The 23,707-nt window shown below is 68.6% G+C and carries 24 protein-coding genes; 12 read left to right on the top strand and 12 right to left on the bottom strand.

Features of this window, described 5'->3' with window-relative positions; all coding sequences use genetic code 11:
* Nucleotide 1 precedes the first annotated feature (1 nt).
* Nucleotides 2–1,795, top strand: coding sequence for a DEDD exonuclease domain-containing protein (locus AC0662_RS35720; protein WP_478306213.1), 1,794 nt, complete (start codon nucleotides 2–4; stop codon nucleotides 1,793–1,795).
* A gap of 25 nt (nucleotides 1,796–1,820) precedes the next feature.
* Here AC0662_RS35720 and AC0662_RS35715 read toward each other — a convergent pair whose 3' ends face one another.
* The gene (locus AC0662_RS35715) at nucleotides 1,821–2,240 is read right to left on the bottom strand and encodes a hypothetical protein (protein WP_452203399.1); all 420 of its coding nucleotides are present in this window, start codon (nucleotides 2,238–2,240) and stop codon (nucleotides 1,821–1,823) included.
* Nucleotides 2,241–2,325: 85 nt separating this feature from the next.
* Between AC0662_RS35715 and AC0662_RS35710 the strand changes: the two genes are divergently transcribed.
* The 3 genes from AC0662_RS35710 to AC0662_RS35700 all read left to right on the top strand — a co-directional run bounded on the left by AC0662_RS35710 (nucleotide 2,326) and on the right by AC0662_RS35700 (nucleotide 7,053).
* On the top strand, nucleotides 2,326–3,123 hold the full coding sequence (locus AC0662_RS35710) for a helix-turn-helix domain-containing protein (RefSeq protein WP_452203400.1): 798 nt from the start codon (nucleotides 2,326–2,328) through the stop codon (nucleotides 3,121–3,123).
* Between the two features lie 43 nt (nucleotides 3,124–3,166).
* Nucleotides 3,167–3,454, top strand: coding sequence for an Lrp/AsnC family transcriptional regulator (locus AC0662_RS35705; RefSeq protein ID WP_452203401.1), 288 nt, complete (start codon nucleotides 3,167–3,169; stop codon nucleotides 3,452–3,454).
* A 128-nt stretch (nucleotides 3,455–3,582) separates the two neighbouring features.
* Nucleotides 3,583–7,053 (top strand): hypothetical protein, encoded by a 3,471-nt coding sequence (locus AC0662_RS35700; protein WP_478306210.1) that lies wholly within the window; start codon nucleotides 3,583–3,585, stop codon nucleotides 7,051–7,053.
* A gap of 748 nt (nucleotides 7,054–7,801) precedes the next feature.
* On the opposite strand, the gene AC0662_RS35695 is transcribed toward AC0662_RS35700, so the two are convergent.
* Entirely contained in the window at nucleotides 7,802–8,140 is a 339-nt protein-coding gene (locus AC0662_RS35695) for a hypothetical protein (protein WP_478306208.1), read from the bottom strand.
* Between the two features lie 75 nt (nucleotides 8,141–8,215).
* Here AC0662_RS35695 and AC0662_RS35690 point away from each other — a divergent pair, with 75 nt between their 5' ends.
* On the top strand, nucleotides 8,216–8,929 hold the full coding sequence (locus AC0662_RS35690) for a hypothetical protein (RefSeq protein ID WP_452203404.1): 714 nt from the start codon (nucleotides 8,216–8,218) through the stop codon (nucleotides 8,927–8,929).
* A 52-nt stretch (nucleotides 8,930–8,981) separates the two neighbouring features.
* Here AC0662_RS35690 and trpD read toward each other — a convergent pair whose 3' ends face one another.
* The 3 genes from trpD to AC0662_RS35675 are packed head-to-tail and all read right to left on the bottom strand — an operon-like array spanning nucleotide 8,982 to nucleotide 11,412.
* Nucleotides 8,982–10,025 (bottom strand): anthranilate phosphoribosyltransferase, encoded by a 1,044-nt coding sequence (gene trpD / locus AC0662_RS35685; protein ID WP_478306206.1) that lies wholly within the window; start codon nucleotides 10,023–10,025, stop codon nucleotides 8,982–8,984.
* A gap of 4 nt (nucleotides 10,026–10,029) precedes the next feature.
* A complete protein-coding gene (locus AC0662_RS35680) occupies nucleotides 10,030–10,449 on the bottom strand; it encodes an Rv3143 family two-component system response regulator (RefSeq protein ID WP_452203406.1) in 420 nt (139 codons plus the stop codon).
* Between the two features lie 45 nt (nucleotides 10,450–10,494).
* Nucleotides 10,495–11,412, bottom strand: coding sequence for a cytochrome c oxidase assembly protein (locus tag AC0662_RS35675; RefSeq protein ID WP_478306204.1), 918 nt, complete (start codon nucleotides 11,410–11,412; stop codon nucleotides 10,495–10,497).
* Between the two features lie 31 nt (nucleotides 11,413–11,443).
* Here AC0662_RS35675 and ctaE point away from each other — a divergent pair, with 31 nt between their 5' ends.
* From ctaE to qcrB, 4 genes are read left to right on the top strand one after another with little or no spacing between them, the layout of a single operon-like run.
* Nucleotides 11,444–12,157 (top strand): aa3-type cytochrome oxidase subunit III, encoded by a 714-nt coding sequence (gene ctaE / locus AC0662_RS35670; protein WP_452203408.1) that lies wholly within the window; start codon nucleotides 11,444–11,446, stop codon nucleotides 12,155–12,157.
* Nucleotides 12,154–13,020 (top strand): cytochrome bc1 complex diheme cytochrome c subunit, encoded by an 867-nt coding sequence (gene qcrC / locus AC0662_RS35665; protein ID WP_452203409.1) that lies wholly within the window; start codon nucleotides 12,154–12,156, stop codon nucleotides 13,018–13,020. The genes ctaE and qcrC overlap by 4 nt, the downstream gene beginning before the upstream one ends.
* Before the next feature lie 20 nt (nucleotides 13,021–13,040).
* Complete coding sequence (qcrA, locus tag AC0662_RS35660; protein ID WP_452203420.1) at nucleotides 13,041–14,069, top strand: cytochrome bc1 complex Rieske iron-sulfur subunit; 1,029 nt, start codon at nucleotides 13,041–13,043, stop codon at nucleotides 14,067–14,069.
* Entirely contained in the window at nucleotides 14,066–15,739 is a 1,674-nt protein-coding gene (gene qcrB, locus AC0662_RS35655) for a cytochrome bc1 complex cytochrome b subunit (RefSeq protein ID WP_478306202.1), read from the top strand. The genes qcrA and qcrB overlap by 4 nt, the downstream gene beginning before the upstream one ends.
* 59 nt (nucleotides 15,740–15,798) lie before the next feature.
* Here the strand turns inward: qcrB and AC0662_RS35650 are convergent, their stop codons facing one another.
* Nucleotides 15,799–16,263, bottom strand: a complete 465-nt coding sequence (locus AC0662_RS35650) for a MarR family winged helix-turn-helix transcriptional regulator (protein ID WP_478306200.1) — start codon at nucleotides 16,261–16,263, stop codon at nucleotides 15,799–15,801.
* Between the two features lie 41 nt (nucleotides 16,264–16,304).
* Between AC0662_RS35650 and AC0662_RS35645 the strand changes: the two genes are divergently transcribed.
* Nucleotides 16,305–17,078, top strand: coding sequence for an alpha/beta fold hydrolase (locus tag AC0662_RS35645; RefSeq protein ID WP_478306198.1), 774 nt, complete (start codon nucleotides 16,305–16,307; stop codon nucleotides 17,076–17,078).
* Here the strand turns inward: AC0662_RS35645 and AC0662_RS35640 are convergent.
* From AC0662_RS35640 to ctaC, 6 genes are all read right to left on the bottom strand, one after another.
* The gene (locus tag AC0662_RS35640) at nucleotides 17,068–17,193 is read right to left on the bottom strand and encodes a hypothetical protein (RefSeq protein ID WP_478306196.1); all 126 of its coding nucleotides are present in this window, start codon (nucleotides 17,191–17,193) and stop codon (nucleotides 17,068–17,070) included. The genes AC0662_RS35645 and AC0662_RS35640 overlap by 11 nt on opposite strands.
* A 70-nt stretch (nucleotides 17,194–17,263) precedes the next feature.
* Nucleotides 17,264–17,446, bottom strand: coding sequence for a hypothetical protein (locus AC0662_RS35635; protein ID WP_478306194.1), 183 nt, complete (start codon nucleotides 17,444–17,446; stop codon nucleotides 17,264–17,266).
* A gap of 175 nt (nucleotides 17,447–17,621) precedes the next feature.
* Nucleotides 17,622–18,863 (bottom strand): L,D-transpeptidase, encoded by a 1,242-nt coding sequence (locus tag AC0662_RS35630; RefSeq protein WP_452203414.1) that lies wholly within the window; start codon nucleotides 18,861–18,863, stop codon nucleotides 17,622–17,624.
* Nucleotides 18,864–19,061: 198 nt separating this feature from the next.
* Nucleotides 19,062–19,457, bottom strand: coding sequence for a cytochrome c oxidase subunit 4 (locus AC0662_RS35625; protein WP_452203415.1), 396 nt, complete (start codon nucleotides 19,455–19,457; stop codon nucleotides 19,062–19,064).
* Nucleotides 19,454–21,247 (bottom strand): aa3-type cytochrome oxidase subunit I, encoded by a 1,794-nt coding sequence (gene ctaD / locus AC0662_RS35620; RefSeq protein ID WP_452203416.1) that lies wholly within the window; start codon nucleotides 21,245–21,247, stop codon nucleotides 19,454–19,456. Before ctaD ends, AC0662_RS35625 begins: the two co-directional genes overlap by 4 nt.
* The gene (gene ctaC / locus AC0662_RS35615) at nucleotides 21,244–22,131 is read right to left on the bottom strand and encodes an aa3-type cytochrome oxidase subunit II (RefSeq protein ID WP_478306191.1); all 888 of its coding nucleotides are present in this window, start codon (nucleotides 22,129–22,131) and stop codon (nucleotides 21,244–21,246) included. The genes ctaD and ctaC overlap by 4 nt, the downstream gene beginning before the upstream one ends.
* A 94-nt stretch (nucleotides 22,132–22,225) precedes the next feature.
* On the opposite strand from ctaC, the gene AC0662_RS35610 reads away from it, so the two are divergent.
* Nucleotides 22,226–23,341, top strand: coding sequence for a cysteine desulfurase family protein (locus tag AC0662_RS35610; protein WP_452204722.1), 1,116 nt, complete (start codon nucleotides 22,226–22,228; stop codon nucleotides 23,339–23,341).
* Nucleotides 23,338–23,550, top strand: coding sequence for a sulfurtransferase TusA family protein (locus AC0662_RS35605; protein ID WP_452204721.1), 213 nt, complete (start codon nucleotides 23,338–23,340; stop codon nucleotides 23,548–23,550). Before AC0662_RS35610 ends, AC0662_RS35605 begins: the two co-directional genes overlap by 4 nt.
* The last annotated feature ends 157 nt before the right edge of the window (nucleotides 23,551–23,707 follow it).

Here is a 23,707-nt window from a genome sequence, read left to right as displayed (position 1 = left end):
CATGACCAGCCCAGGGCGTGCGCAGACCGCGGATCCGCAGTTGCCGATCCGTGGCGTCCAGCACAGCTTCGACGACCTGGGGACACCGCTGCGCGACATCACGTTCTGCGTGGTCGACCTGGAGACCACCGGCAATCCGCCGGGCGAGGGCGGCATCACCGAGATCGGCGCGGTCAAGGTCCGGGCCGGCGAGGTGGTCGGCGAGTTCCAGACCCTGGTGAACCCGTCCGAGGCGATCCCGGCGTTCATCGCGGTGCTGACCGGCATCACCAACGGGATGGTTGCCTCGTCACCGCGGATCGACTCGGTGCTGCCCGCGTTCCTGGAGTTCGCGCACGGCTGCGTGATGGTCGCGCACAACGCGCCGTTCGACATGGGCTTCCTCAAACACGAGAGCCTCGTGCACGGGTACGACTGGCCCGACTTCGCGGTCGTCGACACCGCGCTGCTGGCGCGCCGCGTGATCACCCCGGACGAGGCGCCGAACTGCAAACTCGGCACGCTCGCGAAGCTCTTCCGGACGACGACCACACCGAACCACCGCGCACTGTCCGACGCTCGCGCCACGGTCGACGTACTGCACGGGCTGTTCGAGCGAGTCGGGTCGTTGGGCGTGCAAACGTTGGAGGATCTGCAGACGTACTCGTCGCGGGTCGCGCCGGCGGTGCGGGCCAAGCGCCACCTGTCCGAGACGTTGCCGCACGCACCGGGTGTGTACCTGTTCACCGACGACCGCGGCGAGGTGCTGTACGTCGGCAAGTCCAAGGACCTGCGGACGCGCGTCCGGTCGTACTTCACCGCGTCCGAGACCAGGAACCGGATCGGCGAGATGGTCGGCATCGCCACCGGCGTCCGCGGTATCGAGTGCGGTACACCGCTCGAGGCCGAGGTCCGCGAGCTGCGGCTGATCGCGGAGCACAAGCCGCGGTACAACCGGAAGTCCAAGTTCCCCGAACGGCAGCACTGGTTGAAGGTCACGGTCGAACCGTTTCCGCGGTTGTCGCTGGTCAAACAGGTGCGCGACGACGACGCCGGGTATCTCGGGCCGTTCAGCTCGAAGAAGACCGCCGAGCGCGCGATGGCCGCGTTGCACGAGGCGTTCCCGATCCGGCAGTGCACGGCGCGGATGTCCCGCACCCCACAGCTGTCACCGTGCGTGCTGGCCGAGATGGGCCGCTGCGTGGCGCCGTGCGACGGCCGGATCTCCGCGGATTCGTACGGCGAGTTCGTGTCCGCGCTGCGGGCCGCGCTGACCGACGACCCGACCCCGGTGGTCGACGCGCTGGACCGGCGGATCGACGTACTGTCGGCGGACGAGCGGTTCGAGGACGCCGCGGTGCACCGGGACCGGCTGGGTGCGTTCGTGCGGAGCTCTGCGCGGATGCAGCGGATGGCGTCGGTGACCGGGTGCGCCGAGATCTGCGCCGCCCGGCGGACCGAGGACGGCGGCTGGGAGCTGCATGTGATCCGCCGCGGGCGGCTCGCGGCGGCCGGGTTCACCCCGCGCGGGACGGATCCGCGCCCCCACCTGGAGATGCTGCGGGCGTCCGCCGAGACCGTGCTGCCCGGGATCGGCCCGGTCGCGGCCGCGTCGCCCGAGGAGATCGAGCTGATCCTGCGCTGGCTCGAGCTCCCCGGCATCCGTCTGGTCGAGGTGGACGGCACCTGGACCTGCCCGGTCAGCGGCGCCGGCCGGCATCTGACGCGCCTCGACAACGCCAACTCCGACCGGCACCAGCACCCCACCGAACGCCGCCGCAACCTCCGCCCGCTCGGCCCTGCCCGGGTGGGTTAGGCCGGGTGGGTCAGGCCCGGGTGGGTCAGGCCTCGATGAACTGGTAGTCGGTGACGATCCTGCCGTCGGCACCGAGCAGGAGAAGGTCGATGCCGACGGCAAGCGCCTCTCCCCCGCCGGCCGGGACCATCGCCCAGCGCAGCTTCACCAGGTCCCGCAGTCCGACGGCCGTGCCGTGCGGCACGAACTTGTACTGACCGGGCGCGACGAACTCGTCGTACGCCGTGCTCACGCGGCGGGTCAGCGCCTCGTGCCCGCGCGCCTCCAGGCTCGCGGAGACGCCGATCGCGGTCGCGCGCTCGACGACCTCCTCCGGCGGTTCGAGCAGGTGGATGCCGTCCTCGGTCCAGAGCTCTTCGACGGCCTTGCGACGGAGGCCGGCGTCGGGCTCGTTCCAGATTGCTACATATCGCTGTGCCAGTTCTTGTGCTGAGTTCTTGTTCACATCCACGACCATGCCTGCGGCGCCGGTGCGACCTCAATTCCCTGCTGGGTATGAACTGTCGGTGCCGTGCGTTAGAACTCGGGGCATGGCATCTGAGCTGGCCGCAGGTCTGCGGTCGTGGCGTCACCGGCGGCGCGTGAGTCAGCTGGAGCTGTCGGTGCGCGCCGGGACCACGCAGCGGCACGTCAGCTTCATCGAGAGCGGCCGCTCGGTGCCGGGCCGGGAGATGGTCATCCGGCTCGCCGAGTCGCTGCAGGTGCCGCTGCGAGAGCGCAACCAGTTGCTGGTGGCCGGCGGGTACGCACCGGCGTACGACGAGACGCCGTACGGGGCGCCGCGACTCGGTGCGATCCGCGCGGCGCTGACCGGGATTCTCGAGGGGCACTGGCCCAGTCCGGCAGTGGTGGTGGATCGCCGGGGTGACTTGGTGCTCGCGAACCGGTCGTTCGACGTGCTGTGCGCGGGAGTCACGCCGTACCTGCTGGAGCCGCCGGTGTCGGTGCCGCGGCTGCTCCTGCACCCCGACGGGCTGGCACCCCGGATCGTGAACCTCGCGGAGTGGTCGTGGCACGTGATCGACGCGCTGACCCGGGAGGCCGCGCTGGTGCCCGACCAGGAGGCGGACGGGTTGATCGCGGAGTTGACCGCCCTGATCCCGCCGCGTCCGGAGCCGGGGCCGGACCACCTCGGGTTCGCCGTACCACTGCGGCTGCGCTCGGCGGACACCGAGCTCCGGCTGATCACCACCCTGACCAGGTTCGGTACGGCGATCGACGTGACCGTGGCCGAGCTGCGGATGGAGGCGTTCCTGCCCGCGGACGAACGGACGGCGACGGCGTTGCGGGGCCTCGACCGCACTATGCTTCAGCGGGTTGGGGTGTGAGTAGTCACTGGTGCTGAAAAGCGAGTTCCGAGGAGAGGACGGCATGGTCACCGCGATCGTGTTCATCAAGGCCGACGTCGCACGGATCCCGGAGGTCGCCGAGCAGGTGGCCGCGATCGAGGGCGTCAGCGAGGTGTACTCCGTGACCGGTGGGCTCGACCTGATCGCGCTCGTCCGGGTCGCGCGGCACGACGACCTGGCCACCGTCATCCCCGAGCACGTCAACCGGGTGCCCGGCGTACTCAGCACCGAGACCCATATCGCGTTCCGCGCGTACTCCAGTCACGACCTGGAGGCAGCCTTCAGCCTCGGCGACGAGGACGGTGTCTGAGGACCGGTCCGATTCGATCCGACTGACACGAGCTGAAGTTACGGTGAACACATGAACGTCCGGGGCCAGTTCGCTACCGAGTCCGCCGCGGTCCGCACGGTCGTGCCGACCGCCGAGCGAGGACGCGGATGAGCAACCCTCCCGCCGGCTGGTACCCCGACCCCACCGGCCAGCCCGACACCATCCGCTTCTGGAACGGGGAGAAGTGGACCAACAAAACCGAGAAGGAGGACGCGGCCACCAAGGAGGACCCCTCCCCGCAGCCGACCTCCCCCTCGGACCCCACTCCGGAACCGGCCACCCCTGAGCCGCAACAACCGGAACCGCAGGCCCAGTGGTCCCAACAGCCCGACCCGCAGGCCCAGTGGTCCCAGCAGCCCGACCAGCAGGCCCAGTGGTCCCAGCAGCCCGACCCGCAGGCCCAGTGGACCCAGCAGCCCGACCAGCAGGCTCAGTGGCCCCAAGAACCTGAGTCGCAGCCCCAGTGGTCCCAGCAATCCGAGCCTCAGGTCCAGTGGTCGCAGGAGTCTGAGCCGCAGGTTCAGTGGTCCCAACAGCCGGATACCGCGAACCAGTGGCCGCAGCAGCAGTCCACACCTGACCAGCAACCGACGTGGGCCCAGCAGGAGCCACAGCAGTCGTGGCTGCAGCAGCCGGCCCAGGAGTCGTCCGGACCAGGGCTGCGATCGGTGCAGCAGCCGGAGACGGGTGCTGTCGGCCCCGAGCCGTCGGACGGCTCAGGCGCTTGGCAGCAGTCGAATGCTCCGCAGCCGTGGGATGCAGGCTCAACCACGGGCGACGGCCAGCCGAACAACGGACCACACCTGCGCGCCGTCTCACCGGACGACGCCACACAGATCCAGAACTACCCCGCAACGTCCCCGCAGTCGACAACACCCACGCCCACGCAGCATGCGGGCTCCGGCGACTCGACCGGCCCGGCGCCATCCACCGGCTCCGCGCAAACCGACGGCTCCGCGCAGACCGGCTCTGCCCAGTCGACCGGTTCAGCGCAGTCGACGGGTGCAGCGCAGACCGACGGCTGGGCCCAGTCCGCCGGCTCGGCGGCGCAGGCCACCGGCTCGGTGCAGTCGACAGGTACTGGCCAGGCGACAGATTCGGGGCAGTCGACGGGTGCGGCCGCGGTTGGCGAGTCGGCGCCGGGTGACGGGGCTGAGCCCTCTCCGGCTGATCGGGCGAAGGCCACGTGGAATGCCCCGGAGATCGCGCCCGCACCTTCTGAGCATTGGTCGCAGCGTGAGGTCACCGAGGCAGAGGCAGCAGCAGCGGCCGCGGTGGCAGCCGACGTACCGGAGACACGGCCGACGGAGCAGACCAACGGCTGGACGCTGAAGCTCGCGCCGGATCCCTCCGACGGGTCGGACGATTCCGGCGCCGGGTCAGGCGGCGCGGCGGGCGCCGATTCGGGCGAGGGATGGTCCGACGTCAGTTGGACCGCGCAACCGAGGTTCGCGCCGACCCCAAAGGAAAACGTCGAGGCCGCAGGCGCGAACATCCCGCCGGCGAACATGCCCTCCACGCAGCAGACCCCCGAGACGCAGACCTCCAGCACGCAGGCAGCCGGCGGGCAGACCGCGGGCACGCAGACCTCCGGCGCGCAAGTATCGGGAACGCAGGAAGCGGGCGGGCAGGGTGCGGGCGGGCAGGGTGCGGACTCGGAGGTCTTTGACGACGAGGCGATGACGGACCTGCAGCCGGACTGGGGTAGTCAGTCGGGTGACGCGGACGATCAGCAGTCCACCGACGGACCGTCCTGGGGTGTCGAGGCTCAGGACGAGGACGACCTGCAGACCCCCGAAAAGGCCGCTCCCCTCTGGACCGTGCCGACTTCGGACGACACCACGCAGGAGCAGCCGGCCTGGGGCGCATCCAGCAACCAGCAGCCCGAGCCGGTCCAACTCTGGGGCGACCAGCCGTCGACCGACCAAGGCCAGAGCTCGAACGACCCGCAGTCCCCCGCTCAGCAACCGAGCTGGGAGAACCAGCAGTCGGGCGGCCAACAGCCCAGCTGGGAGAACCAGCAGGCCGGCGGTCAAGAGAATGGCTGGGGCAACCAGCAGTCGGACGGCCAGCAGACGGGCTGGGGCAATCAGCAGTCCGGCGGGCAGGAGCCCGGCCGGGAGAACCAGCAGGCCGGTGGTCAAGGGAGTGGCTGGGGCGACCAGCAGTCTGGCGAGCAGCAGCCCAGCTGGGAGAACCAGCAGACCGGCGGCCAGGAGAACGGCTGGGGTGGTCAGCAGGCGGGTGGTCAGGCTTCGAACGGCTGGGATGACCCGCATGCGGGTGAGGGCTGGGGCGCGCAGCAGGGTGCGGCTGGGGCTGATTCGCAGGCGGTGGACAACGGGTGGGGCGTTGGCGACCAGCACGGCGGCGTACAGGAGTCCGGGCCGTGGGGTCAGCAGGCGACTGCGGACGCACAGAGTGGACAGCAGGGCGGACAGCAGGGCGACCAGTCGTGGGGCGGCCAGAGCTGGCCGGTGCAGCAGGGTGACGATCAGCAGGGCAATGGCTGGGGTGACGCTCAGCAGTCCGGCCAGCAGGCTTGGGGCGCCACGCAGGAGACCGAGCAGTCTTGGGGCTCTGGGCAACAGGGCGGCGACCAGGCCTGGGGCTCTGGGCAGCAGCAGGGCGGACAGCAGTGGGGCGCTGAGCAGAGTGGTCAGGGTTCCGGTGGCGCGCAGGCGCTGCAGCAGGGCGGCGGGCAGCAGACCTGGGGAGAGCAGCAGACTCAGCGCGCCTGGGGTGACGACGGCAACGACTCCTGGGGCGGCCAGGCGGACCTGAGCTCCGGGGTCGGCAAGGACAAGAGCAACAAGAGCAAGGGGAAGAAGCCGAAGGGACCCGGCGGTGGCGGCGGCCCGTTCGGCGCGAAGCTACCGCTGATCATCGCCGGTGGCGTCGCGCTGGTGATGGTGATCGTCCTCGCCGTGGTGCTGATCGCGAAGGGCGGCGACGACCAGCAGGCCGACCCGAACCCGACCGGTTCACCGACCCAGAGCAGCTCGCCGACGGGGCAACCGACGGGCGAGTCGAGTACCAAGCCGGGTCAGTCGAAGAACCCGAAGCTGCACGAGGGCTTCGGGCGGATCGCGTCGGACGCGATCTCGTTCCCGCGCCGGAGCTCGCCATGGTCGGACCGTAAGCGGCTCGTCCAGCAGCTGCTCAGCTCGGCCGGCCAGCGGATCGTCCTGCAGGAGAACGCGAACGGCAGCGACGACTGGAGCGCGGACATCTTCGTCGGCGGTCTCGGTACCGGCTCCGGGTTCAACGGTGACCCGAAAGCGACCGCGTCGGCGCTGTCGGTGCAGTTGCGCAAGGACATGTACGGGACCATCCCGGTCACCTACACGACGATCGCGAACGGGGCGGTGAAGCGGTCCGGCAAATCGGGCTGGTTCTTCCAGCAGACCGTGACCGCGAAGTCGGCCGCGGTGACCGATCGAGTGCTTACCCTGACGGTGGCCGTTTTCGACCTCGGTGACGGAACGGCGGTCGCCTACATCAGCGGAATCCCGAACAACCGGGCAGACCTGAAGGCGGCCGAGAGTCAGGCCTACAAGGGAATCAACGTTGGCTGAGAACGAAGACCAGAACCCGCCCCGCCGCCACAATGCTCCCCCGGGCACCCCCGCCGATCCGGCGCGCCCGGTATCAAGCGACCCACTGGCCGGCACCCCCCAAGCACCCCCGTCCCCCGCCGCCCCCACCCACCAACAGCCGGGTGAGCAGCCGGGGCATGGGTTGGGGACGCAGTCGGCGAGCCAATGGCAGCAGTCCGGGCTAGAGCCGGGCCAGCAGTCAGGGCAGCCGTCGGGGCAGCAGCAGTCGGGGCAGGGTTCGTCGGGCGGGTCGTCGGATGCGCTGTTCGGGCAGTCGCCCGCGCCTGCGCCGCCGCCCCCACCGGCGGCCCGCCCACAGCACGCGGCGCCGCCCCAGCAACAACACTGGACCAGCCAGCCCACACCACAGCCCGGCCAGCAACAGCCAGCGCCGCAGCCCGGCGCCCAGATGTGGGGCACCCAGCCGCAGCCAGGCCAGCAACAGCCTCGGCCACACCAGGCACACCCGCAGTCGGGTGCGCCGCAGTCGGGTGCGCCGCAAACTCCGCAGTACGGCGACCAGCAGCCGAACCGCCCGCCGACGGGTCAAGCGCCGTCGGGCCACCCGCAGTCCGCGCAGCCGCCGCACTGGGGTCAGCCGCAGTCACGTCAGCCGCAGTCAGGCCAGCCGCAGCCGGGGCAACCACAGTCGGGTCAGCCCCAGCCGCAGCCGGGTCAAGCACGCCCCGGTCAACCACAGTCCGCACAACCCCAACCGGGTCAAACCTCACCGGGCCAACCCCAGCCGGGTCAGCCGCAGGCGGGGCAGATGTGGGGTGCGCAGCAGCCTGGTCAGCGGCCGCCTGGTTGGCAGAACCAGGCGTTGGGGCCTCAGCCCGGTGGACCGAACCCACCCCAGCAGCACTCGGCCGGTCAGCAGGGCGGCCAGCCGTCGCGGGGTGGCCAGCACGCCGCTCAGCCAGGTCAGCCAGGTCAGCCAGGTAATCAGCGTGGGCCTCAGCCGGGGCAGCAGGCTGGGTTCGGGCAGGTTGTTCAGCAGGCAGCCGGGCCGCGGGCCAAGGGCGACGGACAGGCGGCACACGCGGCTGGGCACGCGGCCGGGCATGCCGCTGACGGTGGTCGTGGCGCCGGCGGTGGTCGGCTGCCTGGGAGCGATGGGGGCGACGGGACGCCGGCTGGTGTGAACGGGCGGGCTCGGATGATCGGCGCGCTGGTACTGGTGGTGACCGCGCTCGCGGCGACCGGGCTGAGTGCCGGCTGGATCTGGACGAAGGCCGACGCGGTCGCTCCGGTGGCGCTGCCGTCGGAGGGCAAGTCGATCGAGACCGTCAGCCCGTCGGTGAAGCCGTCCAGCACGCCGACCCCGGTCGGCAAGGTGCTCGGCACCGAGATGCTTGCTTCCAACAATGACTCGATGCCGATCATGAGTTCGGCCTGGAGCAACAACTACGAGCGCACCGGGCTCTGGGGCGGCGCCGCGATCTGGCTGACCGTGCACAAGAACTACGACGGCAAGACCGCGAGCTGGGGCAACTACGTCTCCTTCGGCCAGCTCCCGCCGGACATCACGTACCAGAACACCCCGGCGGGTCTCAAGGAGGCCGCGGTGCAGATCGGCGGCCGCGCGATCGTCAGCCTGTACGACAAGGACACCAAGGTGCTGCCCGGCACCACCCACAAGGCGATCAGCGTCGGCGGCCACCCGGGTCACGAGATCGTCGCGAAGATCCCGGTCAAGGTCCCGAAGCTGACCGAGACCTACTCCACGGTGATGATCGCGGTCATCGATCGCGGCGACGGTACGGCGGATGTGTCGATCGCCGACATCGCCGGATCGACACCAGCTTGGCAAAATGTCTGGCGCTACAAGGTCAGCCAGATCAAGATGAACTAACAGCAGGGGCCGGCGTGCAACCACCCGCCGGCCCCTGCTGCCATCTCGAAGGTCAGCCGCGCACCTCGGCGCAGGCAGCGATCCACCGGTCCAGCACGTCCTTCGCCGCCCCGGAGTCGATCGCTTCGGCCGCCCGGTCCATCCCGACCCGGATCCGCGCCGTCACGGTGCCTTCCTCAGGCGTGTACGCCGCCAGCGCCGCCCCGGCGTTCAGCAGTACGACGTCCCGTACCGCTCCCGGCTCGCCCTCGACCAACGCCCGTACGACCTTCGCGTTGTACGTCGCGTCCGCGCCCTTCAGCGCATCGGCCGACACGGGCTCGATCCCGAGGTCCCGCGGGTCCAGCGTGACCGGCCCCTCGACCTTCCCGCCGCCGACGGTCCACACCTGGGACGTCGTCCGTGTGGTCAGCTCGTCGAGACCGTCGTCGCCGTGGAACACCAGCGCGTCGATCCCGCGCCGCGCGAGTACGCCGGCCATCAGCCCGGCGACCCGCCCGTCGGCGACCCCGACCGCCTGCGCGGACGGGTCACCCGGGTTCGCCAGCGGCCCGAGCAGGTTGAACGTCGTCGGTACGCCGAGTTCGCGCCGCGGCACCGCAGCGTTCCGCAATGCCGGGTGGAACGCGGACGCGAAGCAGAACGTGATCCCGGCCCGCTCCCCCACCTCGGCCACCTGCGGCCCGGTGAGGTCGAGCGGGATCCCCAGCTCCTCGAGTACGTCGGCCGCGCCGCACGCCGACGACGCGGCGCGGTTGCCGTGCTTCACGACCTTCGCCCCGGCGCCCGCGGCAACGATCGCGGACATCGTGCTGATGTTCACGGTGTGCGCTTGGTCACCGCCGGTGCCGACGACGTCGAGCGTCCGGCCCGGAACGCTGACCCGGGTGGCGAACTCGCGCATCGTCTGCACGAGCCCCTCGACCTCGGAGACTGTCTCGCCCTTGGACCGCAGCGCGATCACGAACCCGGCCAGCTGCGCCGGAGTGGCCGCGCCGGACAGGATCTGCTCCATCGCCCACGCGGTGGCGGCGGCCTCCAGGTCCTCGTGCCGCAACAACGGACCGATGACCTGGGGCCAGGTGTAGGCGGCCACTGGGTCAGGCGGTGGTGGCAGGGAGCTTGGCGAGGCGCTGGCGGAGCAGGTCCGCGGTCACCTCGGCCATCTTGATCGGGTCGATCGGGTGCGAGATCGCGCCCTCGGCGCGCGACCAGGTCGCCAGCCAGGCGTCCTGCGGGCGGCCGGTGATGACCAGCACCGGCGGGCACTGGAAGATCTCGTCCTTCAGCTGCCGGGCGATCCCGAGGCCGCCGGCGGGAACCGCCTCGCCGTCCAGGATGGCCAGGTCGATGCCGCCCTTGTCCATGGTCTTGATCACGGCCGGCTCGGTGGCGCACTCGACGTACTCGAGCTCGGGCAGATCAGCGGCGGGCCGCTTCCCGAGGGCCAGCCGGACGGACTCCCGCGTCGTACGGTCGTCGCTGTAGAGCAGGACCTTCAGCGGACGCTCTGAACTCATCGATCCATCCCAAGCTGTGTTCTGTGACGAGTGGACATGCGCATGTTACCGGGGTGCCTGTCCGGTCCGGCGAGCCTGTTCCTCCAAGCGGTCCAGGCGGCGGTCCTCACGGCGTGCCTCACGCTGCGACTCACGCACCCACTGGACGAACAGGACGGCGAAGAACGCGACGCCGACGAGGTCGCCCGAGCCCCAGAGCAGACCGCCGGCGATGTACTGGTCGTGCAGCGGTGACGGCGGCCACGAGCGGCCGAAGCTGGTGTACCAGTCCTCGGCGATCAGCGTGTTCGCGGACATGATCGTGATCCCCAGGAACGCGTGGAACGGCAGTGTGAGGAACGTCAAGATCAGCCGGAACGGGTAGATCACGCGGCCGGGGACCGGGTCCAGCCCGAGCAGCGGCCAGAAGAACAGCGATCCGACCAGGATGAAGTGCAGGTGCAACAGATCGTGCAGCGCGGTCGAGCGGAGCGTGGCGTCGTACCAGCCGCTGAAGTACAGCGCCCAGGGGCTGAGGACGAACAGCGTGAACCCGATCAGCGGGAAGCAGAGCACCTTCGCGAGGCGAGAGTGCAACACGGAGAGCAACCACTTTCGCGGCCGCTGCGGCAGCGTCCGGAGCGCCAGCGTGATCGGCGCGCCGAGCGCCAGCGCGAGCGGCGTCAGCATCGACAGGATCATGTGCTGGACCATGTGCACGCTGATCAGCACCGTGTCGTAGGTGCCGAGGGCGGACTGGGTGGCGATCACCGCGCTGCCCAGACCCACGCCGACGAAGGAGAACGTCCGGCCGCGGGACCATTTGTCACCGCGGGCGCGCAGTTTGTGTACGCCGTACAGGTAGACCGCGCCCAGCAGGATGATCACGCCGAGTAACACCGGCTCGAAGGTCCATGCCGTCAGCAACCGGAGCGGCGTGAGCGGCTCGATCTGGTCGCCCGGCGTGGCGTGAAGGGGAAGCACGCTTCCACAGTAGAAAGCACCAGTCGGCGACATGCACGGGGGTGGTCGTAGCGCTGAACGCAAGGACCGACATAATGACCGCGTGGCCACTGCAACCGCGCTCCCAGCGTCTCGTGAACACGGACACCACGACCGTCCCAGCATGGTCAGTGTCGGCACGATCGTCTGGCTCTCGAGCGAACTGATGTTCTTCGCCGCCCTGTTCGCGGCGTACTTCACGATCCGGTCGGTGACGACCGCTGCCGCCGCTCCGGGTACGGAGACCCTCTGGCAGTCGATGACCCAGATGCTGGACGTGCCGTTCGCCTCGGTGAACACGTTCATCCTGGTCGCGTCGTCGTTCACCTGCCAGGCGGGCGTCTTCGCCGCCGAGCACGGCAAGGTGGGCCGCAGCGGCTCACTGGCGAACATCCGGGGCTGGGGTATGCGTGAGTGGTTCATCCTCACCTACCTCATGGGCGCCGTGTTCGTCGCCGGCCAGGTGACGGAGTACACCGGGCTGGTCCACGAGGGCCTGACCATCTCGTCCAACGCGTACGGCTCGGTGTTCTACCTGGCCACCGGGTTCCACGCGCTGCACGTGACCGGCGGCCTCATCGCTTTCGTGTTCGTCCTGGCCAGGACGTACATGGCTCGTAAGTTCACCCACGAACAGGCCGTCTCGGCGATCGTCGTGTCGTACTACTGGCACTTCGTCGACGTGGTCTGGATCGCCCTGTTCGCGACCATCTACCTGCTCAAATGAGTGAGAAGAGACATTCCTTGTCACCGGCGCGCTTTCTCTCCGCGCGACGACGGCACCGGTCCGCCGGCCTCGTCGTGCTCCTGTTCGGCCTCCTGGCAGTCGGCTCGGCGTACGCCGCCTTCGCCCCTGACGACGCGGCCGCGGACAACTCGGCCCAGTCCCAGCAGATCGAGGAGGGCAAGAAGCTCTTCGCGGTCGGCTGTGCCAGCTGCCACGGCCTGAACGCCGAGGGTGGCGGGAACGGCGAGGGCAAGATGGCCGGACCGTCGCTGATCGGCGTCGGCGCCGCCGCGGTCGACTTCCAGGTCGGGACCGGCCGGATGCCGGCCATGCAGCCCGGCTCGCAGATCCCGCGCAAGACCCCGGCGTACTCACAGGAGGAGATCGAGGCCCTGGCCGCGTACGTCGCCTCGCTCGCCCCCGGTCCCGCGGTCCCGGCGTCGGAGTCGTACGACGTGAGCAAGGCCACCGACGAGCAGGTCACCCGCGGTGGCGAACTGTTCCGCACCAACTGCACGGCCTGCCACAACTTCGCAGGCCGCGGTGGCGCACTGCCGAACGGCAAGTACGCGCCGTCGCTGATGGGCGTCAGTGAGAAGCACATCTACGAGGCCATGCTGACCGGCCCGCAGCAGATGCCGGTCTTCTCCGACCAGGTGATGCAGCCGGAGGACAAGCGCGACATCATTGCTTACCTGAAGGCGCTGCAGAACCAGAAGGACCCGGGTGGCTTCGGCCTCGGCCGGCTCGGCCCGGTCTCCGAAGGCCTCTGGGGCTGGTTCATCGGCATCGGCGTCCTGGTGTGCGTAGCGGTCTGGATCGGCGCCAAGGGCGTCAAGGCCAAGGGAGCGAAGGCCAAGTGAGCGACGACAAGAACCTCCCGGTGAAGGCGGACGACGAGCACCACGGCGCCGTCGAGGTCGCCGAGCCGATTCCGGACCCGGGGATCGAGCCGCACGAGCCGCGGATCACCGACATCGACCCGAAGGCCGCCGACCGCGCCGAGCGTCAGGTGTCGTCGATGTTCGGCCTGGCGACCCTCCTGGTGCTGGGCGCCTGCGTGGCGTACTTCGCGATCCCGCGGGACGCGCACATCGTGTTCGGCCCGCTGTCCGGCAACGCGAACAACATGGTGATCGGCCTGTGCATCGGGCTGGCGCTGTTCCTGATCGGTGCCGGCGCGATCCAGTGGGCCAAGAAGCTGATGGTCGACGAGGAGATCGCCGAGGACCGGCACGCCGCGCACTCCTCGCCCGAGCAGATCGCGGAGATCACCGAGGCGTTCAAGGAAGGCGCCGCCGAGTCCGGTTTCGGCCGCCGCAAGATGATCCGCAACTCGCTGATCGGTGCGCTGGCCGCGCTGGGCCTGCCGGCCATCGTGCTGCTCCGCGACCTGGGCCCGCTGCCGGGCCGGGCGCTGTACAACACGATCTGGGCCAAGGGCATCCGGGTCGTCAACGATGTCACGGACCGCCCGATCAAGCCGTCCGACATGGTTGTCGGCCAGCTGGTCAACGCGGCGCCGGCCAACCTGGCCCCGCTGCAGGAAGAGGACCCGACGGAGTACCAGAACGCCAAGGCGAAGGCCGCGGTGATCGTGGTCCGGATCAAGCCGAGCGAGATCCGCACCCCACCCGGCCGCGAGAACTGGGGCGTCGACGGGATCCTCTGCTACTCGAAGATCTGCACCCACGTCGGTTGCCCGATCTCGCTGTACGAGCAGACCACGCACCACGTGCTCTGCCCGTGCCACCAGTCGACCTTCGACCTGGCCGACGGCGCCAAGGTCGTCTTCGGCCCTGCGGCCCGTCCGCTTCCTCAGCTACCGTTGGCAGTTGACGGTGAGGGCTACCTGGTAGCGCAGAGCGGCTTCCACGAGCCGGTCGGCCCGAGCTTCTTCGAACGAGGGTGACAACAGTGTCAACAAACACAGAGTTCCCTGGACCGGTCAAGTGGGTCGACGATCGCCTCGGCATCGCGAAGATCGGGAAGAAGAACCTGCGTAAGGTCTTCCCCGACCACTGGTCCTTCATGCTCGGTGAGATCGCGCTCTACAGCTTCATCATCCTGATCCTCACCGGCATCTTCCTGACCTTCTGGTTCAAGCCGTCGATGGCCGAGGTCGAGTACCAGGGCTCGTACAGCCTGCTCAAGGGCCTGCACATGTCGGAGGCCTACGCCTCGACGCTGGACATCACCTTCGACGTCCGCGGCGGTCTGCTGATCCGGCAGATCCACCACTGGGCGGCCGTGCTGTTCATCGCCTCGATGATGGTGCACCTGCTCCGGATGTTCTTCACCGGTGCGTTCCGCAAGCCGCGCGAGCTGAACTGGCTGATCGGCTTCGGGATGCTGTTCCTGGGCATCATCGAGGGCTTCCTCGGCTACGGCCTCCCCGACGACCTGCTGTCCGGTACCGGTCTGCGGATCACCAACGGCATGATCCAGGCGTCACCCGTGGTCGGCACGTACATGAACTTCTTCATCTTCGGCGGCGAGTTCCCGGGCAACGACTTCGTCTCCAGATTCTTCATCGTCCATGTGCTGCTGATCCCGGGCCTCATCCTGGGGATGGTCACGGCGCACCTGTTCCTGGTCGTGTACCACAAGCACACGCAGTACGCCGGTCCCGGCCGCACCCAGAAGAACGTGGTCGGCTACCCGCTGTTCCCGGTGTACATGGCCAAGGCCGGCGGCTTCTTCTTCGTCGTGTTCGGCATCACCGCCCTGATGGGTGCCCTGATGCAGATCAACCCGGTCTGGCTCTACGGGCCGTACAACCCGGCGGAGGTGACCGCGGGTTCGCAGCCCGACTGGTACATGGGCTGGCTGGAAGGCTCGGTCCGGATCTTCCCCGGCTTCGAGTCGACCTTCTGGGGCATCACGATCAGCTGGAACCTGCTGATACCCGCGCTGATCGTCCCGCCGGCGTTCGTCACGCTGGTCGCGCTCTATCCGTTCATCGAGGGGTGGATCACCGGCGACAAACGGGAGCACCACCTGCTCGACCGGCCGCGCGACGTACCGACCCGGACCGGAATCGGGGTCGCCTTCATCACCTTCTACGGCCTGCTGTGGGTCGGTGGTGGTAACGACCTGATCGCCACCCACTTCGGCATCTCGCTGAACGCCGTGACCTGGTTCCTGCGGTTCGCGGTGTTCCTGGGGCCGATCCTGGGCTTCTGGATCGCCCGCCGCTGGGCGATCTCGCTGCAGCGCGCCGACCGGGACCGGCTGCTGCACGGCCTGGAGACCGGTGTGATCGTGCGGGACGCGGACGGCAAGTACACCGAGAAGCACCAGCCGATCTCGACGTACGAGGCCTACTCGCTGACCGCGCGGGACCGGCTGGTGCCGCACGAGGTCGGTCCGGAGACCGACGAGAACGGTGTCCGCGCCCCGCGCCGGGCGCTGCACAAGGCCCGGGCCGCACTGTCCCGGTTCTACTACGCCGACGCGGTGCAGAAGCCGACGGCCGAGGAACTCCACGAGGCGCAGGAGCACGCTCACGACGCCGACGAGATCCACGAGTTGACGGAAGAGACTGAGACGTACCGCGAGGTCACGAGCGACCGCTCGTAATCGCACAGAGCAGCACCCTAAGGGCCCCCGGCACTCGCCGGGGGCCCTTCGTCTGTCCGTCAGCCGATCGCCTCGTTGACGTCACTCAGGTAGCTGGCCACGACGCCCTGCTCCGCGGCGGTGAGCGAACCGGTCACCGTGATCAGGCGGTCCAGAAGCGGGCCGAAGAACTGCCAGCCGAGAGCTATAGCGGTGTCGGTGACCTGGAGTTGGGAGCTGCGGCCGTCTGTGCGGCTTCTGAGGCGTTCGACGTGGCCGGCGGCCTCCAGGCGGTGGATGACCGCCGTCGTCGCCTGAGAGGTCATTCCGAGCTGCTGAGCCAACCAACTGGGCGTGGGCTCCCCTCCGGCCCGTTCGGCGTCCAGAAGCCGAACCAGCGCCCGTACGTCGGTGCTGTGCAGACCGGTCGTCCTGGCGAACTCGCCGATCGCCAGTTCGAGCCGCAACGCGACCTCGCGCAACTGGTGCACCAGCCCCAGGGCAGCCGCACGTTCCGGATCGGCCGGTGTCACTCCTTCTCGCATGCCCGGCAATTTACCTCACTCAGTGAGCTATTCTCGGCATCATGAGTTTCCAGGACGCGTACGACGCTCTGCTCGCCCGCTGGGACGTCCCGGTCGAGCACCTCGACATCGACGGCACCCACGTGAACGTCTGCGGCCCGGCCGACGCCCCGCCCGTCGTCCTCCTGGCCGGCCACGGCGCCACCGCACCGGTCTGGTTCGCGGTCGCCCCGCGGCTCGCGGAGCAGCACCGCGTCTACGCCCCCGACCTCCCCGGCGACGCGGGCCTCAGCACCGCTCCCCCGCCCCGCACGACCGGCGACGTGATGAACTGGCTCGCCGGCGTCATGAAGGGCCTGGACGACCCACTCCTGGTCGGCCACTCGTACGGCGCCTGGATCGCCCTCACCTACGCGCTGCAGGCCCCTGTCCGGAAACTGGCCCTGATCGACCCTACAGACTGCTTCAGCGGTCTCAAACCCTCATACGTAGCCAGAGCCCTCCCGATGCTCCTCAAACCGTCAGAGCGTCGCCACGAGGCTTTCATCCGCTGGGAGACCCAGGGGCTTCCCGTACCCGCGGACTGGCTGCACTTGGCCGGCCTTGGATCTCTTGAGCCCACCACGCGACCGGTCAAGCCGCGCCGCCAGACAGCTCTCACCGGCCTGCCAGCGACAGTTGTCCTCGTCGCCGACCGCAGCAAGGCGCACGACCCACAGGTGGTTGCTCAGCGCGCGGAGTCCGCCGGCGCCACCGTCGTACACCTCCCGGACGCCACCCACCACTCGCTGCCCGCGCTCCATGCTGATGAGGTGGTCAAGGCGCTCACTTCTTGACCAGGCACATCACGCGCCAGCTGGAGCCGGTCCCGACGGTGTACTTCGTGCCGGTGTCGGTGCCGTCGGAGCAGGTGCGTTCGCCGGAACCGTCGACCATCTCCGAGGTGGTCACGTTGTGCACCGAGACCACGCGCCGGTCGGCAGCGCCGTACCAGCAGGGCACTACGCGGTAATTGTCTGCCTCATCGATGTCGGCCTCGCCTGCGCAGCTCGGAGAGCCCGTCCGGGAGGCCGATCTCCTTGATCGCGACGTCGACCGCGAGCGTCTCGTCCCGCGCCCGCCAGACCCGTCCGAACCCGCCGGACCCGAGCTCGTCGAGCAACCGGTACCGACCACCGACCAGCCGCTGCACGCCGTCCGCCACGAACCACCCCGGAAGTCCTCACCAGCCACAGACACTCCGTGACCACCGATCTCCGAGCGTAAGCGCCGCACCGGGTCCCCAGCCCCCAAGGGCCACTTCAGGCCACCACAAAACCGGCCGCACAGGCCGAAGGGCGGCCCGATCGAGTCGGGTCGCCCTTCGGGTGGTGTGTGGGTCAGGAGAGCGCGGAGCCGGCCTTGTAGGCGGCCCAGGTGGTGTTCCAGTCGGTCCAGCCGTTGCCGGGCTCCATGTGGCGGGTGGTGCCGGTGACGATCACCGGGTCGCCGCGGAGGGTCTGGTTGAAGAACCACTGGGCGTCCGCGAGGCTCATGCCGACGCAGCCGTGGCTGACGTTGGCGCTGCCCTGGCTGCCGGCCGACCACGGGGCGCCGTGGATGAACTCGCCGGAGCTGGTGACCCGCTGGGCCCACTTCACGTTGCTGATGTTGTAGTACTCGGGGTCGCCGGGCTTGATGCCGACGGTCGCCGCGTCCATCCGCTTGGTGGTGAACTTCTCCATGATCACCTTCACCCCGCTGCGGGTGGTGAAGCCGTCCTTGCCGGCGGTGATCGGGATGGAGCGGGCCACCTTGCCGTTGATCGTCACCGTCATCGTGTGCTTCTTCACGTTGACGTTGCTGACCACGGACTTGCCGATGTTGAAGGAGATCTTCCGGCTGGAGGTGCCCCAGGTGTTGTTGCCCGCGGCCACGCCCTGGGTGTCGATGTTCACCGTCACCTTGGTGCCGGCCGGCCAGTAGTTCTTCGGGCGGTAGTTGACCTGCTTGCTGCTCACCCAGTGCCAGCTGCCGTCGACCGGGACCGAGGTCTTCACGGACAGCCGCTTCTCGACCGCGGCACGGTCCTTGACCGGGTTGTTCCAGAAGATCTGGATCGGCAGCGCGACGCCGACGGTCTCACCGTTCAGCGGGACGACCGAGGCCTTCAGGCTCTTGGTTGCCTTCAGCGTCTTGAACGACGAGCTGATCGGCACGCTGGCGCCGTCGGTGCCCTCCGCGGAGCCGCTCACCGTGTACGACGCGCCGGGCTTGAGCTGCGGCACCGAGGTCCACTGGGTCTTATCGGTGTTGAAGTTGCCGCTGACCTTGTCGCCGTCGTCGTCCTTCAGCGTCACCTCGGTGAGCTTGCCGGCCGTCGTGGTGACGGTGACGGGCTTGTTCGGCTGAACTGCCGTGGCGCCCTTGGCGGGCACGAACGCGATGTCGGCCGCGGAGTTCGACTCCGACGGGCTCGACGAGGGTGTGGTGGAAGCGCCGGGCGAGTTGCTCTGCGACGTCGAGTTGCTGGGCGTCGACTGACCGCCGTTACCGCCACCGTCGGCCTTGGTGTCGCTACACGCCGTACCGGCCAGCAGCAGCACGCAGATCCCCGCCACGGCAAGGCCGTGCTTCCTCACCGAACTGCTCACCATTCCCCAGCTCTCCCCTGTTTAGTCAAACCGCGGTAAGGGTAACCTGCCGCACTGACATTTCCCTGCATCGCATCGCCACCGAACTGGTACGGACCACAACCGTCCGTACTGGCGGCATCCTTAAAGACGCACGAAAACGCCGACCGGTTCGTTCCCGGTCGGCGTTTTTCGTACGGTTCTCAACTAGTGAGCGTGGTCCCCGCGGTAGTACTCGAAGATGAACCCGCTCAGCGTCACGATGCCGATACCGCAGCCGGCGATGAACAGCCACCAGCCGAAGACGATGCCGAGCACGACCACCGACAGGGTCAGCGCGCACCACAGCGGCCACCACGAGTACGGCGGGAAGAAGCCGAGCTCGCCGGCTCCGTCGACGATCTCCGCTTCCTTGCGGTCCTCCGGCCGGGCGTCCATCCGCCGGGCGGTGACGCTCAGGTAGAACGCCACCAGCAGGGACAGGAAGAACACCATCACCAGCGCGGTGGTACCGGTGGGGTCGCCGGACATCAGCCAGTAGATCGGCGTGACGACCACCACGAAAACGCTCAGGATCCCGAAGACCCAGGCTTCGACCTTCACGCCTTGTCCTTCCCTTCGGTCTCCCCATCGGAGCTCTTACCGGACTCGTCGAGCTGCTCGATCAGGTGCTCGACGCGTCCCTGGTCGTCGCCCGCGTCCAGCAGGTTGTCGGCGCCGGCCCGGTTGTCCGGGTACTCCGCCAGGGCCAGGTCGGCGTGGTGCAGGTCGAACGCCGGCGACTCGGACCGGATCCGCGGCAGCCTCTCGAAGTTGTGCCGCGGCGGCGGGGAGCTGGTCGCCCACTCCAGCGAGCGGCCCCAGCCCCACGGGTCGTCGACGCCGACCAGCGGCGCCTTCCGCGACTTGTACACGTTGTAGAAGAACGGCAGCATCGACAGGCCGAGCACGAAGGCGCCGACACTCGACACCTCGTTCAGCGTGGTGAAGCCCTCGTTGGCGCCGTACGACGCATAGCGCCGCGGCATGCCCTCGACGCCCAGCCAGTGCTGCACGAGGAACGTGGTGTGGAAGCCGATGAACAGCAGCCAGAAGTGCAGCTTGCCGAGCCGCTCGTCGAGCATCCGGCCGGTGAACTTAGGCCACCAGTAGTAGAAGCCCGCGAACATCGCGAACACCACGGTGCCGAACACGACGTAGTGGAAGTGCGCGACCACGAAGTACGAGTCGGACAGCTGGTAGTCCAGGGCCGGCGAGGCCAGGATGATGCCGGTCAGACCACCGAAGAGGAAGGTGGTCAGGAAGCCGATCGACCAGAGCATCGGGGTGTCGAAGGACACCGATCCGCCCCAGATCGTGCCGATCCAGTTGAAGAACTTCACACCGGTCGGGATCGCGATCAGGAACGTCATGAACGAGAAGAACGGCAGGTTCACCGCGCCGGTGACGAACATGTGGTGCGCCCAGACCGCGACCGAGAGGACCGCGATACCGAGGGTCGCGCTGACCAGACCGATGTAGCCGAAGACGGGCTTGCGGCTGAAGACCGGGAGGATCTCGGTGATGATGCCGAAGAACGGCAGCGCGATGATGTACACCTCTGGATGTCCGAAGAACCAGAACAGGTGTTGCCACAGCAGTGGCCCCCCGTTCGCGGCATCGAACACATGGGCTCCCAAGGTTCTGTCCGCCTCGAGGACGAGCAGCGCGCCGGCCAGGATCGGGAACGCGATCAGCACCAGGATCGAGGTCACCAGGATGTTCCAGGTGAAGATCGGCATCCGGAACATCGTCATGCCAGGTGCGCGCATGGTGATGATCGTGGTGACGAAGTTGACCGCACCGAGGATGGTGCCCAGACCGGCCATCCACAGACCCATGATCCACAGGTCGCCGCCGACACCCGGCGAACGGACCGCGTTGGACAGCGGGGCGTAGGCGAACCAGCCGAAGTCGGCCGCGCCGCCCGGGGTGAAGAAGCCGCTGATCGTGATCAGACCACCGAACAGGAACAGCCAGTAGCTGAACATGTTCAGTCGCGGGAACGCGACGTCGGGGGCACCGATCTGGATCGGCATGATCTCGTTCGCGAAGCCGACGAACAGCGGGGTCGCGAACAGCAGCAGCATGATCGTGCCGTGCATCGTGAAGAGCTGGTTGTACACCTCTTCGTTCACGATCTGCAGGCCCGGCTTGGCCAGCTCGGCGCGGATCAGCAGCGCCATCACGCCGCCGATCAGGAAGAACGCGAACGACGTGATCAGGTACATGTGCCCGATCAGCTTGTGGTCGGTCGTGGTCAGGTACTTGACCAGCAACTGACCCTTGGTCCGACGCCTTGGCAGCGCGGTGGTGCTACCGATGGCGCCGGTGCGCTCGGCGAACTCGGTCACTTCTCGCCCTCCCCTGAACCGGGAATGGTGGTGGCGTCGGCGCCACCGGTGGCGGCTCCGGTCTGGCCCTTGGCGGCCAGTTCCTTCAAGTGCGCGTCGTACTCGTCGCGGTCGACGACCTTGACGCTGAAGACCATCCGGCTGTGGTAGAGGCCGCAGAGCTCGGCGCACTTGCCGGCGAAGGTGCCGGTCTTGGTCGGGGTCAGCTCGAACTTGTTCGTCCGGCCCGGGATCACGTCGAGCTTGAAGTAGAACGACGGCACCCAGAAGGAGTGGATGACGTCCGGCGAGGTCAGGTCGAACTTGACCGACTCGTTCACCGGCAGCCACAGCGTGGCCGGCTTGTCGAGGGTTCCGGTCTCCCAGACGCCCTCCTTGCCGTCGACGGTGTCCTTGTAGTTGAAGGTCCACTGCCACTGCTGGCCCACCACGTTCACGGTGTGCTGCGGGTTGGCCGACATCGCGGTGATCTTGTTGCCGTGCTCGACGGTGTAGAAGAACAGCACACCGATGATCGCGAACGGCGCCAAGGTGTAGAGCACCTCGAGCGGCAGGTTGTACCGCACCTGCCGGGGCGCGTCGTCGTTGCGCTTGCGGTACCGCACGACGACCCAGAGGATCAGGCCCCAGACCATCACGCCGACGATCAGAGCGGCGATCCACGCGCCGATCCAGAGGCTTCGGACCGACTCGGTCCGGTCGGACGCACCCTCGGGCAGACCGAGTCGCTTCCACTGCTCGGTGGTCGCCGACGAGCAACCGGTCATCGACAGGGTGCCTAGCACCACTGCCGCACCGACCAGCAGGCGTCGCTTCGCCGGACGTGTGGCGCCGGCAGAACCTGCCGGTCGCTCGTCCACTCCGGGCGTGCCGTTCGAACCCACGGGGCGCCTTTCCCTTCCCAAGTGAGACTGACGACCAAACACTACTGGACACCTTCCGCGGTCCCGCGCATAGGTAGGGCTTAGCGTTTCCCGTGTGAGCGAGCGTACGTATCTGGACGCCGCGTCGGCGGAGCCGATGCATCCCGCGGCACGGGAGATGTTGCTGTCGGCAGTGGATTCCGGATGGGCCGATCCGGTGCGTCTGCACCACGAGGGACGGACCGCCAGACTGCTGCTGGACAACGCCCGCGCGGTGCTCGCGGACGCCGTCGGAGTACGCCCTGACGAGCTGTACCTGACCACCTCCGGTACGGCAGCCATTCGGTCCGGACTGTCAGCGGTCCGCAACGCCAGAAGCCGGAGCGGTACGACGATCGTGCACAGCGCCGTCGAGCACTCGGCAGTTCTACATACCGCTGGTGAGTCCGGGGTCGAGATCGGCGTGGACATGCACGGCCGGGTCGACCTCGAGGCATTCACGCAGGCGGCCCAGGCGCCGGGTGTCGCGGTGGCCGCACTGCAGTCCGCGAATCATGAGGTCGGTACCCGCCAGCCCATCGGTGCGGCCGCGGAGGCGTGTGGCGACGTACCGCTGTTTGTTGACGCGTCCGCTTCTGTGGGGCACGACGTCGTACCGGCGGGGTGGTCGGTGCTGGCGGCAAGTGCGCACAAGTGGGGTGGGCCGGCCGGTGTGGGGCTGCTGGCGGTTCGGAAGGGTACGCGGATCACTCCGGCGTGGCCGATGGACGAGCGGGAGGACGGCCTCTCCCCTGGTTTCCCGGACGTACCCAACACGCTGGCTGCCGCTGCGGCACTGCAGGCCCGGAGTGCCGAGCTGGCGGAGCTGGACAAGCAGCACCGGGCCTGGATCGACGAGATCAGGCAACGGGTCGCAGCGGAGGTTCCCGATGTCGAGGTGGTGGGCGACCCGGACGACCGGCTGCCGCACATCCTCACCTTCTCCTGTCTCTACGTGGACGGTGAGGCCCTGGTCACCGGGCTGGACGCCGAGGGCTTCGCCGTCTCCAGCGGCTCGGCCTGTACGTCGAGCACCCTGCGTCCCTCGCACGTACTGGCGGCCATGGGCGTACTGACGCACGGCAACGTGCGTGTCTCGCTGGCCCGCGACACCAGCCACGCGGACGTGCAGCGGTTCTGCTCCGTGCTGCCAGGGATCGTGGAGCGGATCCGAGCGGAGGTGGGGATGTGAACGTCGACCTGGACTGCCTTGGTCTGCTCTGCCCACTCCCGGTGATCAAACTGGCCAAGGCGCTACCGACCGTTGCCGTCGGCGACACCGTCACCGTGCTGGCGGACGACCCGGCTGCAGCCACCGACATCCCTGCCTGGTGCCGGATGCGCTCGCAGGAGCTGGTGTCGTCCGACGAAAATCGGTACGTCGTCCGGCGGGTCAGCTGAAACACTCCGCTCTGTGACCGATTTCGCGCACAAGCCGACGCTGACCGGAGACCTGGTGACCCTGAGTCCGACGGCGTACTGCGGGACGCGCTGCGCTGGGACGGTGAGTGGGTCGACGAGGTGCTGATGTCCGTTCTGGCCACCGAATGGATACCGT

It is taken from the genome of Kribbella sp. NPDC043289 (assembly GCF_056436705.1).
The sequence above is the reverse complement of the archived record's forward strand: the minus strand, read 5'-3'. Positions and strand labels throughout refer to the sequence as shown.

What these genes read in the sequence shown, in the direction of transcription:
- AC0662_RS35650 (WP_478306200.1), bottom strand. Translation starts at nt 16,263, where the DNA reads ATGCGAGAAGGAGTGACACCGGCCGATCCGGAACGTGCGGCTGCCCTG.
- ctaE (WP_452203408.1), top strand. Translation starts at nt 11,444, where the DNA reads ATGCACGGGGGTGGTCGTAGCGCTGAACGCAAGGACCGACATAATGAC.
- AC0662_RS35705 (WP_452203401.1), top strand. Translation starts at nt 3,167, where the DNA reads ATGGTCACCGCGATCGTGTTCATCAAGGCCGACGTCGCACGGATCCCG.
- qcrC (WP_452203409.1), top strand. Translation starts at nt 12,154, where the DNA reads ATGAGTGAGAAGAGACATTCCTTGTCACCGGCGCGCTTTCTCTCCGCG.
- AC0662_RS35695 (WP_478306208.1), bottom strand. Translation starts at nt 8,140, where the DNA reads ATGCCCGGCCGCGTGCCCAGCCGCGTGTGCCGCCTGTCCGTCGCCCTT.
- AC0662_RS35710 (WP_452203400.1), top strand. Translation starts at nt 2,326, where the DNA reads ATGGCATCTGAGCTGGCCGCAGGTCTGCGGTCGTGGCGTCACCGGCGG.
- AC0662_RS35645 (WP_478306198.1), top strand. Translation starts at nt 16,305, where the DNA reads ATGAGTTTCCAGGACGCGTACGACGCTCTGCTCGCCCGCTGGGACGTC.
- AC0662_RS35720 (WP_478306213.1), top strand. Translation starts at nt 2, where the DNA reads ATGACCAGCCCAGGGCGTGCGCAGACCGCGGATCCGCAGTTGCCGATC.
- AC0662_RS35680 (WP_452203406.1), bottom strand. Translation starts at nt 10,449, where the DNA reads ATGAGTTCAGAGCGTCCGCTGAAGGTCCTGCTCTACAGCGACGACCGT.
- AC0662_RS35700 (WP_478306210.1), top strand. Translation starts at nt 3,583, where the DNA reads ATGAGCAACCCTCCCGCCGGCTGGTACCCCGACCCCACCGGCCAGCCC.